This is a genomic window from Priestia sp. J2 (genome assembly GCF_020790095.1).
GTDB lineage: Bacteria > Bacillota > Bacilli > Bacillales > Bacillaceae_H > Priestia > Priestia zanthoxyli.
The window spans coordinates 4,303,138-4,320,651 of the sequence record NZ_CP086208.1; the positions used below are offsets into that span (position 1 = coordinate 4,303,138).

At 38.4% G+C, this 17,514-nt stretch carries 14 protein-coding genes and 5 tRNA genes; 1 reads left to right on the forward strand and 18 read right to left on the reverse strand.

From position 1 onward, the window contains the following. Positions 1–215 precede the first annotated feature (215 nt). From LJY09_RS22290 to LJY09_RS22365, 17 genes are all read right to left on the reverse strand, one after another. On the reverse strand, positions 216–2,495 hold the full coding sequence (locus LJY09_RS22290; protein ID WP_154973100.1) for a sugar phosphate nucleotidyltransferase: 2,280 nt from the start codon (positions 2,493–2,495) through the stop codon (positions 216–218). Further along, on the reverse strand, positions 2,492–4,810 hold the full coding sequence (locus LJY09_RS22295) for a glycosyltransferase (protein ID WP_098626964.1): 2,319 nt from the start codon (positions 4,808–4,810) through the stop codon (positions 2,492–2,494). The genes LJY09_RS22290 and LJY09_RS22295 overlap by 4 nt, the downstream gene beginning before the upstream one ends. Continuing rightward, on the reverse strand, positions 4,803–5,297 hold the full coding sequence (locus LJY09_RS22300) for a DUF4912 domain-containing protein (protein ID WP_034271122.1): 495 nt from the start codon (positions 5,295–5,297) through the stop codon (positions 4,803–4,805). Before LJY09_RS22300 ends, LJY09_RS22295 begins: the two co-directional genes overlap by 8 nt. 67 nt (positions 5,298–5,364) lie before the next feature. Beyond that, complete coding sequence (locus tag LJY09_RS22305; RefSeq protein WP_141483538.1) at positions 5,365–5,571, reverse strand: hypothetical protein; 207 nt, start codon at positions 5,569–5,571, stop codon at positions 5,365–5,367. Between the two features lie 119 nt (positions 5,572–5,690). Next, positions 5,691–6,350, reverse strand: a complete 660-nt coding sequence (phoU, locus tag LJY09_RS22310; protein ID WP_013059193.1) for a phosphate signaling complex protein PhoU — start codon at positions 6,348–6,350, stop codon at positions 5,691–5,693. 22 nt (positions 6,351–6,372) lie between these two features. Beyond that, a complete protein-coding gene (gene pstB / locus LJY09_RS22315) occupies positions 6,373–7,170 on the reverse strand; it encodes a phosphate ABC transporter ATP-binding protein PstB (protein ID WP_370506071.1) in 798 nt (265 codons plus the stop codon). Positions 7,171–7,559: 389 nt separating this feature from the next. Beyond that, a complete protein-coding gene (locus LJY09_RS27755) occupies positions 7,560–7,688 on the reverse strand; it encodes a hypothetical protein (protein ID WP_255256887.1) in 129 nt (42 codons plus the stop codon). A gap of 126 nt (positions 7,689–7,814) precedes the next feature. After that, positions 7,815–9,992 (reverse strand): peptidoglycan D,D-transpeptidase FtsI family protein, encoded by a 2,178-nt coding sequence (locus tag LJY09_RS22320; RefSeq protein WP_033579690.1) that lies wholly within the window; start codon positions 9,990–9,992, stop codon positions 7,815–7,817. Between the two features lie 161 nt (positions 9,993–10,153). Beyond that, a complete protein-coding gene (locus tag LJY09_RS22325) occupies positions 10,154–11,431 on the reverse strand; it encodes an MFS transporter (protein WP_028411625.1) in 1,278 nt (425 codons plus the stop codon). Between the two features lie 129 nt (positions 11,432–11,560). Further along, on the reverse strand, positions 11,561–12,169 hold the full coding sequence (gene sodA / locus LJY09_RS22330) for a superoxide dismutase SodA (protein WP_014458213.1): 609 nt from the start codon (positions 12,167–12,169) through the stop codon (positions 11,561–11,563). Between the two features lie 197 nt (positions 12,170–12,366). Next, positions 12,367–12,459, reverse strand: a tRNA-Ser gene (locus LJY09_RS22335). An 11-nt stretch (positions 12,460–12,470) separates the two neighbouring features. Then, positions 12,471–12,547, reverse strand: a tRNA-Ile gene (locus tag LJY09_RS22340). Between the two features lie 3 nt (positions 12,548–12,550). Continuing rightward, positions 12,551–12,625 (reverse strand) — tRNA-Asn (locus tag LJY09_RS22345). Positions 12,626–12,665: 40 nt separating this feature from the next. Next, positions 12,666–12,739: transfer RNA gene (locus LJY09_RS22350), tRNA-Met, on the reverse strand. A 1-nt stretch (position 12,740) separates the two neighbouring features. Further along, positions 12,741–12,815, reverse strand: a tRNA-Asn gene (locus LJY09_RS22355). 62 nt (positions 12,816–12,877) lie between these two features. Continuing rightward, complete coding sequence (locus LJY09_RS22360; protein WP_028411626.1) at positions 12,878–13,363, reverse strand: DUF456 domain-containing protein; 486 nt, start codon at positions 13,361–13,363, stop codon at positions 12,878–12,880. Positions 13,364–13,449: 86 nt separating this feature from the next. After that, a complete protein-coding gene (locus LJY09_RS22365; protein ID WP_028411627.1) occupies positions 13,450–15,105 on the reverse strand; it encodes a Na/Pi cotransporter family protein in 1,656 nt (551 codons plus the stop codon). Between the two features lie 227 nt (positions 15,106–15,332). Here LJY09_RS22365 and LJY09_RS22370 point away from each other — a divergent pair, with 227 nt between their 5' ends. Continuing rightward, the gene (locus tag LJY09_RS22370) at positions 15,333–16,109 is read left to right on the forward strand and encodes a DUF1189 domain-containing protein (RefSeq protein ID WP_228307429.1); all 777 of its coding nucleotides are present in this window, start codon (positions 15,333–15,335) and stop codon (positions 16,107–16,109) included. A 151-nt stretch (positions 16,110–16,260) separates the two neighbouring features. Here LJY09_RS22370 and LJY09_RS22375 read toward each other — a convergent pair whose 3' ends face one another. Beyond that, on the reverse strand, positions 16,261–17,472 hold the full coding sequence (locus LJY09_RS22375) for an MFS transporter (RefSeq protein WP_228307430.1): 1,212 nt from the start codon (positions 17,470–17,472) through the stop codon (positions 16,261–16,263). Positions 17,473–17,514: the final 42 nt, after the last annotated feature.

Here is a 17,514-nt window from a genome sequence, read left to right on the forward strand (position 1 = left end):
TAAATCAGACTTTAATATAATATCATTTTTCGAAAGGAAATGCCAGTCTGTTTTTTTGAAGAAAGTCATTTAATTTCATTTCTTCACTTTTTCTTTCCTCTTAGAGTCCTGAGCTCCTTCTCTGCTACGCCTTATATATAGATGAAGTTTCTTAAAATAGGCGGAACTCTTTTTATGAGAGGCGTACTTCCTTTCTTTTAAATAAAATCCATTATTTACACTCTTTGATATTCTTGTATTTTTTCTACAAAATATGCCGACAGCTTCTTGGCAGTCTGAGTGTTTAACGCCTCTGAATAAATATTTAATACAGGCAAGTGACCATCGGGCAAAATAAGCGTCCATTCATGAGGATCATGGTAAATTTTTAAACCATCAATGACATACACTTGTTTACCGATTGCTTCTTCTAATAACTTCTTCATCACTTGTTCTTGAATTTCTAGCGGACATGAAATATAGCGCCAGTTCATATAAGCGTGGGGGACATATTGAATCATTTCAGAAATTTTCCGCTGCTGCACCATAATTAATTCGATCAGCTGACATAAAGCGTACATGGCATCTAACTGAAATTGAACAGGCCCCAAAAGACTAAGCAAATCACGTTTTTTTGCTTTTGTCCTCATAAATGATTGATTGAGAGATTGAGCAAATGTTTCTAATGTGGATGAATAGTGTATAGGAATAGGAACGAATGCTACTTTTTTTGTCATGTATACGCTATAAATATAAAGCGACATAATTTCTGAGTCATTTACGCTGCAGCCTTTTTCATCATATAGAGCAAATGTTTCTCCATCTTCTTTAATCTGAATACAAAAAGACAGCTTATTTCGTTTAATTATTCGTTTGGTTTCTTCTGTTTTCTCCCACTTGTTTAAAAATAACACATGGATACGAAGACGCTTACATAATAATTCGACAACTTCCTGTATAAACGGTGAACAAATCACACCAATCCGCGTACTGTCTTCTAATAAAATATGCTGATTAATTGATTTTACTAAAGCATCACAATATTCTTCCCTGATATTTCCTATGCTTGTTTCTTTAAGTGAAACAGAAGTCGTTATGTTTGCTTTTTTAGCTTGAAGATACATCCGCTCAATCTTTTTTTCAATAAGCTGATTAACTAATTGTCCTTTATTATCATATATTTCTAAAAATAGACCGCTGTTTTTGCTATCCACACCAATATAAATACCAATGCTCGCTTGTGAAGTCATCATGTAATATCGAAATACCGGAAGAGCTTCTTTTTTAATATCATACACAGCTGAATGATTACTCCGTAAAAAAGAAAAGCATTCTTTGCGAAGTTGAGTGGCTTCTCCTTCATCATCGCTTGCTAGACAGAACGATCCTTGATGTTTGCATACAAGTAATAACGCATTGTATAGTCTTTCTCGATCAACAGATGAATGTACATACAGGCGACCGTTTTTGAAGATAGAAACATCTGGTTTTACAGAAAGGTGAGGTAGCACTTGATTTTCAGCTACTGTATCTTGGACATACGTAGTCATCGCTTGAACATTTACATACGGACCTATCGTAGCGTTGTATAAAAACGATTCTGCCCCCACCGTTACGTTTTGAAGCAAAATCGTTTTATCGATTGCAGCATGTGCTTCTATGATACTATTGGTTCCGATAATCGTGTAAGGACCAATTGAAGCACCTTTTCTAATCACCACATTTTCTCCTACGTAAACCGGATCGTAAACAGTCACCCCTTCTTCTATAAGCGCGGCATCTGAGACAATACTTTCCTGTCTATCGCCAAACCACTTGCTCCACAGATCATAGTGTGCTTGACGATAATGGTGGATTTGCCCAATATCAATCCAATAATCCTCTGTTACAAAACTGCACACAGTATGATTATATTCCAAAAGAAGCGGGATAATGTCAAAGCTAAAATCTGTAGGACCATAAGAATTCACGTAATCAAGAACGGATTTTTTGATCACATACACTCCCGTATTAATCAATCGGCTATTGGCCTGTTCGTAGGTCGGTTTCTCTACAAATCCCGTGACTCGATTCCCTTCATCTATCGTCACCACTCCATAACCCCGCACGTCGTTTACTTCTTTTGTAACAATGGTCATTTCGCTTTTTTGTTCATAATGAAAATGAATAACGTCTTGAAGATTAATTTCTGTTAAGGCATCTCCACTAATAATAATACAGTCTTCCTCAATAAAGGCCTCTGCTCGCTTAATTCCGCCCGCTGTTCCAAGAGGCTCTTTTTCGATAAAATAAGTAAGCGTCACTCCCCACTGAGAGCCATCCCCAAAGTATTCAATAATTTGTTCATGCCTATACTGCAGCGTAATCCCAATCTCTGTAATTCCATGTTTCTTAAGCAGTTCAATGCTATATTCCATCACAGGTTTATCGTAAAGCGGCAGCATAGGCTTTGGAATCGTATAGGTCAAGGGCTGCAGTCTTGTTCCTTTACCGCCAGCAAGTATAATGGCTTTCAATTTTTTGCCTCCCTCCTTTTTTTATCCTGGCAAATGTGATGTTGAAACAGCTTACTTGTATCAATAGCGATTTTCTCCCAGCTAAACATCGTTGTTGCTTTTCTATACCCATTTTCGCTGATTTTCGCAGCTATTTTTTCATTTTTTAACAAAAATTCAATACAGTTGATTAATTCGAGCGTATCTCCTCTGGCAAACGTCAGGCCCGTGTCGAAATGTGAAACAATATCGCTTAGACCTCCTGTATCCGCAACGATGGTTGGCTTCTTGGCTACCATCCCCTCTAAAGCCACAATTCCAAAAGGTTCATATAGACTTGGAAAAACAACCATTTTACAAGCTTGAAGAAGCTGATTTCGTTCGTTATCGGTAATGTATCCAATAAAATACACGTATTTGTCTAATTGCTTTTCACTTACCTGTGTTCGAAACTCATGAAGTAAAGGCCCTTTTCCCGCCACAACAAATTGAACATCTATTTGTTTTTTCTTAAATAGTTCCGCTGCTTCAATAAATAGCTGAAATCCTTTTTCATATACAATTCGTCCAATTGAAAAAATAATAGGGGCCTTTCTAAAATTATATTTCTTTTGTAAACTTTCTTTTAACCGCTCATTTACTGCGTCGACTACCAGCTGCTTGTCAATTCCATTTGGAAATATAGCAATTTTATCCTGTTCTACGTGAAATAAAGTGATTAATTCTTTCTTCATATAGTCGCTGCAGACAATGATTGAGCTTGATTGTCGAATCAGCTCCTCTTCTTGCAAGTGAATTTTCTGCTGCATGTCATTATGAATACCATTATTGCGCCCATGTTCTGTCGCATGAATGGTCGTAATTAGCGGCCTATCCGTTTTATCTGCTAAACATTTTGCTGCGGATGCAACAAGCCAGTCATGAGCATGAATAACGTCAAAAGACAGCTTGTAGCCTAACTGCAGTCCTCTAAGAGCCATAGCCACGTTCAAACTGTTTACCCATGTCAAAAAATCCGGATGATGAGGCTGCAGGCTTTTAACTCTGTAAACGTGAACACCGTATAAACGTTCATATTCCGGCAGCCCCTCTACATAGGTCGTTAATACACTAACGTGATGGCCCGCTCTAGCTAACGCTCTGGATAAATCAAATACATGTCGTGCAAGTCCTCCGATAACTAGAGGAGGGAATTCCCATGCAAGCATTAAAATGGAGAGACCGCCTTTATATTGATTTACTGATAAAGCCGACGGCTCTATCTCTTTTACAGGGTATAAAAAAGAACTTCCTGAAAGAAAACTGTTTTCACTATCCATCCTTGGATTCTCTTCGTGACAGAGAAAATCAAACAGCTTTATTTGCCTTTCGTATTCACCTCTGACTTTTTCAAAAGTATAAAGCCAATCGCTGCTACTTAAAAGGAGCCACTGTCGGTAGATAGCATTCACCACGCTAGGATGTTTAAAATCGATCACACCTAGCATCGCCTCTGACTTCTGTACGGTTGAAATAAACAATTGATTGTTCTCACTGACAAATTCGGCGCTTTTTGTTGCACCGTAGAGTGCAAGAGTTTCATTTTGATGAAACTGTATATCCCTCGCGTAATCTAAAGGATATTGAAATGTACCGCTTGCTGCTTGCATTCGCTGAAAGCCAAGCGTGTCCTTCGCTTTCAAATCCAAAACAGCGCTCGCTTTATTCATTGTTCCTTCCTCAACTTGTTTTCCTTGCTTAGGATATGGAAACAAGATAATACCAGCAGGGGACTTTTTTAGTTCATCTGTTGATGACTTCACAAAGGTGTAGCGCATTTCATGAGATTTCAGGAGCATATCTACTTGATGAGTATACTCTCCTTGCTGTATAAAAAAACCGACGGGCTTTTTTTCAAAAAACTGTTGAAAAACACGTATTGCTTCTGTAATTTGGAGATTTAATGTTTGTTCTGTTTTAAGGATGGAAACGAACGCGTTCGTTACGGTAGTAGGAATACATTCCAGCATGTCATGCTGAAAGAAATATTTGCAGGCTGAGAACAAGCTCCCGTCCCACTTTTTTAAAAAAGTGAGTGCTCTCTGATGCTGCCGGCTTGAAAACTGGTGTAAATACTGAGCGTAACGAGTATTAAACTCCTCGTCGTTTAATACGTTCAAAAATACACAAGACATCACAGCTGTTGCACCTATCAATTTTTCAGACTCAATTTGATCTAAAAAAGGGATGAATTCGTTCGTTACTTGTTCAAACAGCGGATACTCACTCTCTGCTTGAAGTACATGTAGCAACGGATAATGCATATAAGTTAAAAGAATACAGTCATCACTATTCATATTGCTTCTTCACCTGCTCCAAGTCATTTGAATATAAGGAATATGTGCTAAATTCATTTTGAACACCCTGGTGAACTTTTACAGGTTCGTACATCCAGCTCAACGACGTTACATTCACTTGTTCATGCTGTTCTTTCATCAAATAAACCGGATTCGAACGAAGAAGGGAAAAAAAACTTCCTTCTTTATCTTGAATACCAATATCTATTACATACGTGCGCTCACTTTCCAAGCTATTCATAAATATGAAGTCTTGCTTAGGAGTAAGACCCTTCATATAATAGCGGTTTGATTCATGGCCGTTAAAATGAAGGCCTGTTATATCATACGTACACATAGCTAGATTCAATTCTTCCCATCGTGTCGAAAACATACTTTCTACCATTTCTCGAATATGCTCTGAAAACGACCAGTGAACATAAATACGAGATGAGTCAAGCTGAGTAGCTATACACACATTTAAGTTTTGAATAAGATTAGGAGCCACTGTTTTATCACTTCGTTTCTTAGATTGTTTTTTCTACATATAAATGCCGTATAAACTTATTAACATCTTACCATTCAGAAAAAGTTGCCACAATAAACGCAATTTGTCGATTTGTGTTAAAAAATCCAGCCCAGCAAATTGGATGCATGAGCCCGTATGAATCGTTTGTTACACCGCTGTTGATTTCCGTGCAAAATGTCGCTTTCCGAGGGCGGCGATGAGCCTCCTCGTCGCTTCCGCTTTTCCTGCAGGAGTCTTTGCCCTTCCCTCTCATTAACAGCTAGAAGCAGCTACATTAAACCTACGTTTCTCGATACAATGAAAAAAATCCGAACGATTCATCGTTCGGATCTTCCTTCAACTAAAACACTTTTGTCCCAGCCTCTTTTTCCACTATTCATTTAAATCGTAGCGTTTGCCTTTTACAAGGTAAAATACGCTTTCTGCTACGTTAGTGGTATGATCAGCCATACGCTCTAAATAACGGGCTACAAATAAAAGCTGTGTAATTTGGTTCATAGCCTCCTGCTTTTCTTTAGCAAGACTTAAAAGTTCTTTAATTGTTATTCCGTAAAGCTCATCCACTTGATCGTCCATTTCCGCTACTTTTTTAGCCAACACAAGATCTTCTTCGTGATAAGCTTTTAACGAAAGGCTCAGCATTTCAATCGAAATATCGTGCATTTTCTTTACATGTTCTAACGGCTTAATTAATTCTTCGTTTCCAATTCGTATAGCTGATTTTGCTACATTAACGGCAAAATCTGCCATACGCTCAACATCCGAAGCAATTTTAATTGCCACAATAATACGTCTTAAATCAATAGCCACGGGCTGCTGCTTTGCAATCAGTAGGATAGCTAGGTCATTAATTTCTTCTTCTAAGTCATCCACGTATGAATCACCGTCGATAATTTCTAGCGCCAGCTCAACGTTACTTGTTTGCAACGCTTCAATTGATTTTGATAACGCCTCATGCGTTAAACGCCCTATTTCTAATAATTTTTCACGTAATATCTTTAAATCACCATGAAACTTTTCGCGTACAACCACTCATCCCATCTCCTTGTATGTCTTAACCGAAACGACCTGTAATATAATCTTCTGTGCGTTTATCAGATGGCATTGAGAAGATTTTATCTGTTTCTGCGTACTCTACCACTTCTCCATTTAAGAAAAATGCTGTTTTATCTGAAATACGTGCCGCTTGCTGCATATTATGTGTAACAATAATAATGCTGAAGTCTTTCTTTAATTCTTGTACTAACTCTTCTACTTTTAATGTCGAAATTGGATCGAGTGCAGAAGTAGGCTCATCCATTAAAATAACGTCGGGTTCAATAGCCAAACAGCGCGCAATACAGATACGCTGCTGTTGTCCACCTGACAACCCATTCGCATTTTGATTCAAACGATCTTTAACTTCGTCCCAAATAGCTGCTCCTCGTAAACTTTTTTCAACAATTTCATCTAGTTTTTTCTTGTTGCGAACGCCATGAATTCTTGGACCGTACGCGATATTATCATAAATAGATTTTGGGAACGGATTTGGCTTTTGGAAAACCATTCCTACTTGCGTGCGCAGCTCTTCCACATGGTACGATTTATCAAAAATATTTTTTCCTCTATACTCAATTTCACCTGATGTACGGACAATTGGCGTCATTTCTACCATACGATTTAACGTTTTAATATATGTTGATTTTCCGCAGCCTGATGGACCGATGATCGCGGTAACTTCGTTAGCATGAATGTCTAAATCAATATTTTTTAAGGCATGTGTGTTGCCATACCATAAATTCAAACCTTTTGTTTTATATACAATTTCTTTTGTTTGCGGAGTATTTACTTTTTCTTTGTTAGTCAATTCCATTGTTATTGCCATTGGATAATCCTCCTTCATCGTCTTTAACCGTTTTGAGCACAATAAAAGTCTCTCTATGTCTATTTAATATCTATTGTTTACTATTAGTGTAAATACATACGAGAAGCCGAACGCTTCCCCTTATTTTGATCATTTCTATTAATCCTTACACTTACAGAATAATAGCCGACTATTAATTGTGTTTTAACTCAATGTAAAGCTTTTGTAAACGAAGGCCTATCTGCGTGTTTTTTAGGTAAAAAACTAGTTCTTACGACCCTTAAATTCAATAAAAAACCATATATGTAAAGATTTCTAACAAAAAAAGAAGAGGTTGAGACATAACTAAATTAATTTGATATAAAGATAAGTAAATTAGATAAATAAGCCAGTACGAATCACTTCTGACACCACTGTTGATTTCCGTGCAAGCAGGCGGCCGGTGAGCCTCGTTGTCGCTTCCGCTCCTGCGGGGTCTCACTTCTTCCGCTTTTCCGGCAGAAGTCTTCGCCCTGCCCTCCAATCAACCGCTTAAAGCACCTACTTACATGAAATCTACGTTCACCCTCTCAATAAAAAAATCCGAACAGCGTTGATTCTTAATCAACGTCGTTCGGATCTTACTTCAACTAATATGCTTTTTCCCAGCCTCTTTAATTGGCGTCGTTTGCAATGACAGCCTGTTGATTCTCTTCTTGATCTTTTACTTCTTGTTCACCTTTTTTCTTTAAATCAAAATACGTATCGAGCGCAGAACGAGCAAGCTCTTTTGTAATGGTATTTGGTGCACTTGGCACAAATGCCGATGGTACCACGACAGCTACTGCAATTTCAGGATCATTTGCCGGAGCAAAGGCCACAAAGTTTGAATTATTAACTTTAATTGGATCCCCTCCGCTTGGGTTTTTCTCATAGGCTTGTGCCGTTCCAGATTTACCAGCAGGATTATAGTTCGCTGTATGGAAAGCTGCGTACCCTGTACCGCCTTGTTCCTGCGTAACCCGTTTAAAGCCATTTTGAACATCTTTAATGTATTCTTCTTTCATCGTGATACGATTTAACACATCAGGTTCAAATGAATGCTGCGTACCGCCAATTTCATCGGTTTTTATCGTTGGCTTTCGGATTTCTTTTACTAGCTGCGGCTTGATGCGATACCCTCCATTAGCTATTGCAGAAGTATATTGAACAAGCTGCAGCGGCGTGTACGTATCATACTGGCCAATTCCTAAATCAAGCGCTGTACCTGGAACATTGCTTCCGCCTTGGACACCTGTTGATTCGTTATCGAGGTTTATGCCTGTTGATACGCCTAAGCCGAACTGACTGTAGTACGAACGCAGTTCGCTGAATGTGTCAGGTTTAATCGGTAAAGTCATGTTCTTGTGGTACTGTAATCCAGCCATCGCCATTACCGTTTTAAACATAAATACGTTGGATGAATATTTTAACGCGGATGAATACGTTAAGGGTCCTAACCCCTCAGCCTCAGCTGATTTCTTAATTGGTGTTCCTTTAATTTTTAACGGTTCATCAACGAACACTGTGTTTGGCTTAATAGCTCCTGAATCTAAGCCAGCTAGAACCGTTGCCCCTTTTACAACAGAGCCCATTGTATAAGATGTTGAAATATTCCCTAATGCAAAATCTTCTATTTTAGGTACCCCAGTCTTCTTATCAATGGTGTATTTTTTACCTGCCATTGTTAAGATTTCTCCTGTGTGAGGATCCATCATAATCACAAAAGCACGGTCTAAAAACTGCGTTCCTTTCATTTTCTTTTTGGCTAAAAGCTGGTCCGTAATTTGTTTTTCTACCGCTTTTTGAAGCTCCATATCAATAGTTAAAACTAAATCACTGCCGCGTTCGCCTTTCGACACTTGAATTGTATCAAGGAGATTTCCTTTATCATCTGTTACATACTGGACTTTTTCTTTTTGACCGCTGAGCTGAGCTTCGTATTGCTTCTCTAAATAGCTCGTCCCAACTTGGTCATTTCGACTATAGCCTCTTGATAAGTAATACTGTACTTTATCTTTGGGCAGACCCTCGTTGGCAGAGGATACATTTCCAAGCAAAGTACGGAGAGTGCTGTTTTCTGGGTATGAGCGATCCCAATACGTTGTTGTATCAACACCCGGAAGTTCATCTAAATGCTCACTTACAACGGCATACTCTTCATTTGTCACACCGCTTTTAACAATTTGCGGGGTGTTAGAATAACCTGCCTCCATTTGGCGCTTAATAGCTAGAACTTCTAAATCACTCTTTAAACTTTCTAAATCTTTTTTAGAAATGCGGTCTAACTGACGTTGATACAGTTCGTCATCAGTCATTTCACCATCTTGAACTTTTTTGCGATCAGCTTTCGTAATTTTCTGCTCCGCTTCTTTAGGGTGAAGCATAATCCAATAATCCTTCATGTCGCGTTCTGTAATTTTTACCACGTTTTTAGCATCTTTATTCTTTCTATTTTCTGGAATATCAATCACATTTGTGGTGTAAGGAACATCGATCATAGTGGCTAACTTTTTAGCGATGCGCAGCCTTTCTTCAGCTGTATTTCCTTGAAAACGAGTATATGTAATCGTATTTAAAGAGGTATTATCTACAATTACGCGGTTATACCGATCGTACATTTTCCCTCGAGGAACAGGCGTACTGACTGTAACGTCCTGTGTTTTTTCGACTTCTCGTTCGTAATTCTCACCGTACACAATTTGAACAAGTCCCAACCGCAAAATTAATACGGAAAATAGGGCAAATACGGTCAAGAAAAGTAAGTTCACACGAAAAGGCACGTGACTTTTTCTTCTTTTTTTCTTTTTCATACCAACACCTACACTTTATAAAACATATATACCATAACACCATAAAATCAGACATTTAGCAAATAAATAGACACCTGGCAGGTGCCTATTTACACAACGTATTTATTCTAAAAGAAAAGCGAGGCATTTTCCATAGTACAAATGAAGGAGCTAATAATACTCTAAGCTGGAGACTCTCCGTCTCCTTCATTTAATACTGGAGGAGTAACAGTCGTTTCTTTTTTGTGCAGAGGCTGTGAGATATGTCTTACACAAAAATAAATGATCGTATGCCCTGCTCCAACAATAGCTAATAAAATGGGAATACTTTTTGCTTCATCAAAAAATAGTACGGCTATTAAAAATAAAGATATGGAAACGACGCGCCCAATATTCAGAAATACTTCTCTGACAACAATGTATTCGATTCTTTTTGAAACAACGTCCTTTGCTCGTCCAATCACATCGTACGTTAGAGAAATGAATGGAACCAACAAAATAGGATAGGCAATAGCAATACAAACAGCATATATAATTAACTTTGGATACGATAAGTTAAAGATAAGCAAAAAGACTGCTCCATAGAGAAGGAGGCCCCCGGTGAAAATAAATCGAAGGCGATTTTTTTGCTTAATAAATCTTGAGGCTACATAGTATCCTACAAACGCCACCGCTGAATTCACCAGTCCATAAGTTCCTAAAGCTAATTCACTTCCCGTCGTAATAAATACCATGACGGATACGACAAAAATGAACGTACCTTCACGCAATCCTTGAAAGAAATGAGCCTGTAATATTCGATTCCAGTCTTTGTTGACTTTTCGTTCAGCCCACACTTCTTTAAATTTGTATACTCCTTCAGCTGCGCGTCTTGTAATAAAAAAACTAAGCACAACGGCACCGACAAACAATAGCAGAGATACACCAAACACAATTTTATACCCAAGTGATTCATACAAAGCGGAAATAACAAAGCCCGCTCCTAAAGGACCAATCATCCCTGCAAAAGAGTTTAAGATCCCTAAAAATCCGTTAAAAAAGTCTCTTGTATCAGGTTCTGTAATTTCAAAAGTTAGCACATTAAAAGCTAGCCAATAAAAGCCATATCCTATACCCAGCAGTCCACCAAGCAATACTAAATACTCGGCTGCGTTAGCTCCACTGACCAATACAGCGATATAAAAAACAGCTAAAAAAGATACGCCTAACCTTAAAACCACAACCCGGTCAATTCGTTTGGCCCATTTACCTGCTAAAATAAACGTAAGCGGCTGAAGCACCACTACCGCTAAATTATAAATAGCGAGATCCGAAAATTCGCCTGATTGTTTCCACAGATAAATGTTAACAAACGAATTGGAAATTGAAATAGCCAAGGCATAAAGACCGCCTATAATTAAAAGCAAAAGTAAATCTTTACTAACTTCTATATCTCCAACTACTTTTTTTAATAAAGGCATATCAAAAAACTCCTTTTCTCTTCTACACCTAGTGTGTGAAAAAGAAAAGGAGATATGTAAAAGAATTGGAAAACAAAAAAGCCAGTAAAGGTAATAATTACTTTACTGGCTCTTAAATACGCCTTCAGCTTATTTTGCAGCGTCGTAACGCTTAGCAACTTCGTCCCATTTTACAACATTAAAGAATGCTGAAATGTAATCTGGACGGCGGTTTTGATAATTTAAGTAGTAAGCGTGCTCCCAAACGTCTAGACCAAGAATTGGCGTTTTGCCTTCCATTAATGGGCTATCTTGGTTTGGTGTGCTTGTTACTTCTAATTGGCCGTTGTTTACAACTAACCAAGCCCAGCCAGAACCGAAGCGAGTTTTAGCTGCATTTGCAAATTCTTCTTTGAATTGATCAAAGCTGCCGAATTTGCTAGCGATAGCGTCTGCTAATTCACCAGTTGGAGCACCGCCGCCGTTAGGGCAAAGGATTGTCCAAAATAATGAGTGGTTCGCATGACCGCCACCGTTATTGCGTACTGCTGTACGGATATCTTCAGGAACAGCATCTAAGTTTGAAATTAACTCTTCAATACTTTTGCTTTCTAAATCCGCTTTGCCTTCAACAGCAGCGTTTAGGTTTGTAACATATGTGTTGTGATGTTTTGTGTGGTGAATATTCATTGTTTCTTTGTCGATATGTGGTTCCAGTGCATCGTATGCATAAGGTAGTTCTGGTAATTTGTAAGCCATGAATAATTCCTCCTTCAAAATATGTAAGCATTTTGGCGCAAAAGCACCATATACGTTTAGATTAGCAAATTTACCCTACTCTTTCAAATAAAAAGTACCTAATCCATGATTTATATTTACCTAATTCCCATTCGCTATTCTTTTAAACATAAAAAAAGCTTCTTTTTCTCAAAAGAAGCTTTGAATAGACAATAGTATGGCGGAGGAAGAGGGATTCGAACCCCCGCGGGCTTTAACACCCCTGTCGGTTTTCAAGACCGATCCCTTCAGCCGGACTTGGGTATTCCTCCAACCCTATAAATGGTGGACCCTGCAGGACTCGAACCTGCGACCGGACGGTTATGAGCCGTCTGCTCTAACCAGCTGAGCTAAGGGTCCACGTGGCTCCACAGGTAGGACTCGAACCTACGACCGATCGGTTAACAGCCGATAGCTCTACCACTGAGCTACTGTGGAACAATATGAATTATGTATGTCACAAACGTAAATTGGAAAATAGCGGCGGAGGGGATCGAACCCCCGACCTCACGGGTATGAACCGTACGCTCTAGCCAGCTGAGCTACACCGCCATGGCTCCACAGGTAGGACTCGAACCTACGACCGATCGGTTAACAGCCGATAGCTCTACCACTGAGCTACTGTGGAACAATATAACATTTACTAGCGACATTAAAAATTTAACATGTTTCTGGCATAAAGTCAATATATTATTTTAAAACAGCGTATAAAAAATAGGCAATCATCAACAGTTGAATAAATCCTTTCGAGATAGCGCCACTAAAAAAGCCAATAACCGAACCTACTCCAATTTTTACTGCGTTGCTAATTGTGGTCCGATGAACAATCAGTTCTCCTACAATCGCTCCGATAAACGGCCCTAAAATAATTCCAAATCCCGGAATAACAAACGGACCCACAAGCAATCCAACTGTACTTCCCCAAACGCCTGCTTTAGTGCCTCCGAATTTTTTCACACCAATAATATTAGCGATATAGTCTGCTAAAAAAAGTGCGACAACTAACAATCCTTGTATCACCCAAAATAACCAGCTATAGGAGCTAAAATCATAAAATAAACCGTATATAACAAATCCTAGCGCTACAAATAGCACGCTTGGGATGATGGGATAAACCAACCCAACAAACGATACAACAAAGCTAATGATAACTAATGCCCAACATAAAATAGCCATGCCCGCACCTATCCTTTTTATTATTACTATTTATCATACAATAACCACTCTTATAAAGAAAGGCCTTGCATGAGCAAGGCCTTTCTTTATTTTACCTTTGAATATGTCTTTAGATAGCGATCTCCGAGTACCGCTTCCGCAATATTAACAGCATGATCTCCAATTCGTTCTAAATTGCTAATGATATCGACAAAAACAATAGCAGCAGAACCTGTACATACATTTTCATTTAGACGTAAAATGTGCTTCTTACGAAGCAGACGCTCCATTGCATCAATCTGCTCTTCTTTTTGAATGACCTGGACTGCTTTTTCTCTATCTACTTTTTCTAAAGCAAAAACAGCTTCTTTAACTGTTACAATAGTCAATTCGAACATATCAGCTAAGTCGGTATTAGCTTCTTTTGTCATTCTCACCTTATTTGTAATTTGATAATCAACAAGTTCAATGATATTTTCAAAATGATCGCCAATACGCTCAATATCTCGCGCAGTATCTAGAAGCACAGAATGCTCTTCGCTTTCAGCTTCTGACATGGAAGAGCGGGATAACAACACTAAATAATTCGTGATTTTTTTATCTAAATTGTTAATGGCATTTTCAATTTGCATAGTAGCATCAGAATGTTTAGGATGGCGCGTCTTCAAATAACTATTGGCTTCTTCTAACCCAATCGTCGCGAATTCTCCCATACGAATAAGCTCTGCTTTTGCCTGCCCAAGAGCAATTGAAGAAGACTGTTCAATAAAAATAGGATCAAGATGTTTAGGTTTAAAGTCTATAACAGCATCTTCACCAGGAATCAGCTTTGTAACAATTAACGCAAGCAGACCGATAAGAGGGAACTGAATAATTGTATTGGTTGTGTTAAAGAGACCATGAGCAAATGCAATCGTCATTTCTGGGTTTAAGCCCATCGTCTCTCTCAAGTACTCCACAAGACGAGTAAATAACGGCAAGATAATTAAAAAGATAGTTGTACCAATTAAGTTGAACATTACGTGCGTTAAAGCAGCCCTTCTTGCTGCCACACTTGCCCCGATTGAAGCTAAAATAGCGGTAATAGTCGTACCAATGTTGTCTCCAAACAATACAGGCAGCGCGGCATGTATATCAATAGCGCCCTGTCCAAAAAGTTCTTGTAGAATTCCGATAGTAGCGCTAGAGCTTTGCACAATCACCGTAAATAAAGTGCCAATTACAACTCCTAAAATCGGATTATCACTCATGCTTACAGTTAAATCATGAAACTGTTGAAGTGAGCGAAGCGGCTTCATCCCGCTTCCCATAAGCTCTAGACCAAAGAATAACATTCCAAACCCAAAAGCGATTTGACCAAAATTTTGAACAGGTTTACTTTTAAAGAAAAAGAGTAAAATCGCTCCCACTGCGAGAATAGGAAGAGCGTAGCTCGAAATGTCAATTCCGATTATAAAAGCTGTAACTGTCGTACCGATATTTGCGCCCATAATAACCCCTATAGCTTGGCGCAAAGTCATAAAACCGGCACTTACTAAGCCTACCGTAATAACAGTGGTTCCTGAGCTGCTCTGAATAAGAACGGTAACCAGAATACCTGCTAGAACTCCCATAAACGGATTAGTTGTGAATCTGTCTAAAATATCGCGCAATCTATCTCCTGCTGATTTTTGCAACCCATCTCCCATGAACTTAATCCCGAATAAAAAGATTCCGAGTCCACCGATAAATTCAAAAATCATTTTTTGAACATCTAGTTCCAAACACCTCAACTCCTTGATTTTTTTCTAACGACATAGAGAAGTCCCCACTATTATTAACGAATCTTAAAAGCACTGTAAACGTTTTTACGCTAATGTTTACAATAACTTAACAGTATATTTACATTGTAATTGGAAACGATTTCTAGAATCTATTGTAAACCTTAAATTTCCGCTATAGAATAAATTATAGTTAGAATTTTTTAATAAAAGGAGGGTTTACAATAATCATGTTAAAAAAGATGGGATGGAGTCTTACTTCTTTTCAAAAAATGAGGTCTCTTCGCTTTGAGCATACAAACAAAACCATTGGCTTCATATTGTTTTTAACATTCATTTCTTTGCTGCCTACATTTTTCTTTATGGCTTTGACGATTGTAAACGGCTATCATACCGCGACTACAGATCTCCCGAAATCTGTTTCTTCTTTTTCTATTTCAAATTCACAGCTTACGTCAAGCCAACCTTTCACAAAAAAAGTAAACGGTACCGCTTTTATCTTAGACCCCTCACAGTCTATTGAACGGTCTCATTCCCCTGCTCATGCAATTGGTTTTTTAAAGGATGGAATTTACATCACGACTAATTCACAAACACAAACGTATTCATATGAGTTGCTAAACTGGCATCATAAAGATAAAAATGAACTGTTAAACTTGCTGCACGAACAAAAATTTTCTTTATACATACTTGTCCCTATCGCTATGCTTTTACTGTACGTATTAACATCTGGACTAAACTTCCTTTCTATTACCTGCCTTGCTTATCTTGGAAAACTGATTGGACTCATCACTAAGAAGCAGCTTCCTTTCAAACAGCTATGGGCACTGAGCGCTTATAGTACGGTAGCCTTCACGCTGCTTTATACGCTTTTTGAAGCTTTTTCTTTGTCTCTAGCAACACATAGCTCTCTTTACTGGATAGGAACGTTCTTCATTTACTTATTGCTCGTCACAAGGGTTCCTATGAGAAAAAAGGTAAAACCTAATAAAGCGATTGAAACATAACGAAATGAATCCAATCAACCGCTAGAAGCACCTACATACATAAAATCTATGTTTACCCTGCCAATGAAAAGCTCCGAACGAATTTAATTCTTGATCAAGAATCAAATTTGTTGGGAGCTTCTTCAACTAACATACTTTTGTCCCAGCCTCTTTATTTCTGTACAACTTTTCTTCTCCCCATTGCAGAAGAAAAAATTTTCAACTGATACAAAACCCACAAACCTCCTGCTGCGAGCAAACTAAAGCTATAAATAAACATCAGCCTTTCAGTATGCATCCACACTTCAAAAACAACGGGTCCCAACGCTACTCCTAAAAATCTCACCGTTCCATAAATGGATACAATAAATCCTCTTTCTTCGTCTGAAGCCGCTGAAGTAATCATCATATTAATACAAGGAAGAACAAATCCTAAGCCGCCAAAGGCGACTGTCAAACAAAACATCAGCACAGGAAGCGTATAAATCACCGTTAATACTCCAAACATTACGAATAAAAGAATCATTCCTACTATCATCAATTTTTTCATGAGCACTACATCTGTTTTGATTCGCTGACCGGTCCAATAAGAAACGAGCGTCATCGCGCCAAGAGGAAATAAAAAAGCGGTTCCTTTGAAAAAACCGTCTATATGATACGTTTCCTCTATTAAAAAAGATAAGTAATATAAAATGCCAAATAATAAAAACAACCCCAGTCCCCCCACAAAAAATAAAGGAAAAAGCGATTTTCTTTTATCATAGACGATCCCAATGGCTCTCTTTAAATACTCTCCAACAGATACTGAATCTGAACCTGTTTTCGCTTCTCTCACATACATAGCTATACCTACTAAAGCAGCACCTGCAGCTAAAGGATACACAAAAAATGCGGCATACCATACAACGAGTGCCGCCGTTGCTCCAATTATAGGTGCAACCACTTTTCCAGCTCCATTATATACTTCTAAAATCCCAAGGACTTTTGCTCTTTTTTCCCCTGTAAATACATCTCCAGTTAATGCCATTGCCAACGTTGTAGTACCAGCAGCGCCAATCCCTTGAATCACTCTTCCAGCCATCAACACAGCAAAGCTTCCAGAAGAGACCAAAGCGCTACTAGCAGCGACAAGGCTACCGATTATCATCACGATGAGGGAATACATAATTAATTTTTTACGTCCATATCGATCTGATAAAATTCCTACCCCAGGAATACACAATGCAGCCGGAATCGAAAATACACTCAGTATCAAACTGGTTTGGACTCCACTTAAGTGAAGTGACTTTTGAATGCTTGGCAGCAGAGGAATGAGCATGGAATTTCCCAGCACCATGATTAAAGGCAATAAGCCTAATGAAACAATCATTAATTTTTCTTTCAATTTTCGTTCTCCAATCATATTTAAGTAAGACAAGCATAGGCT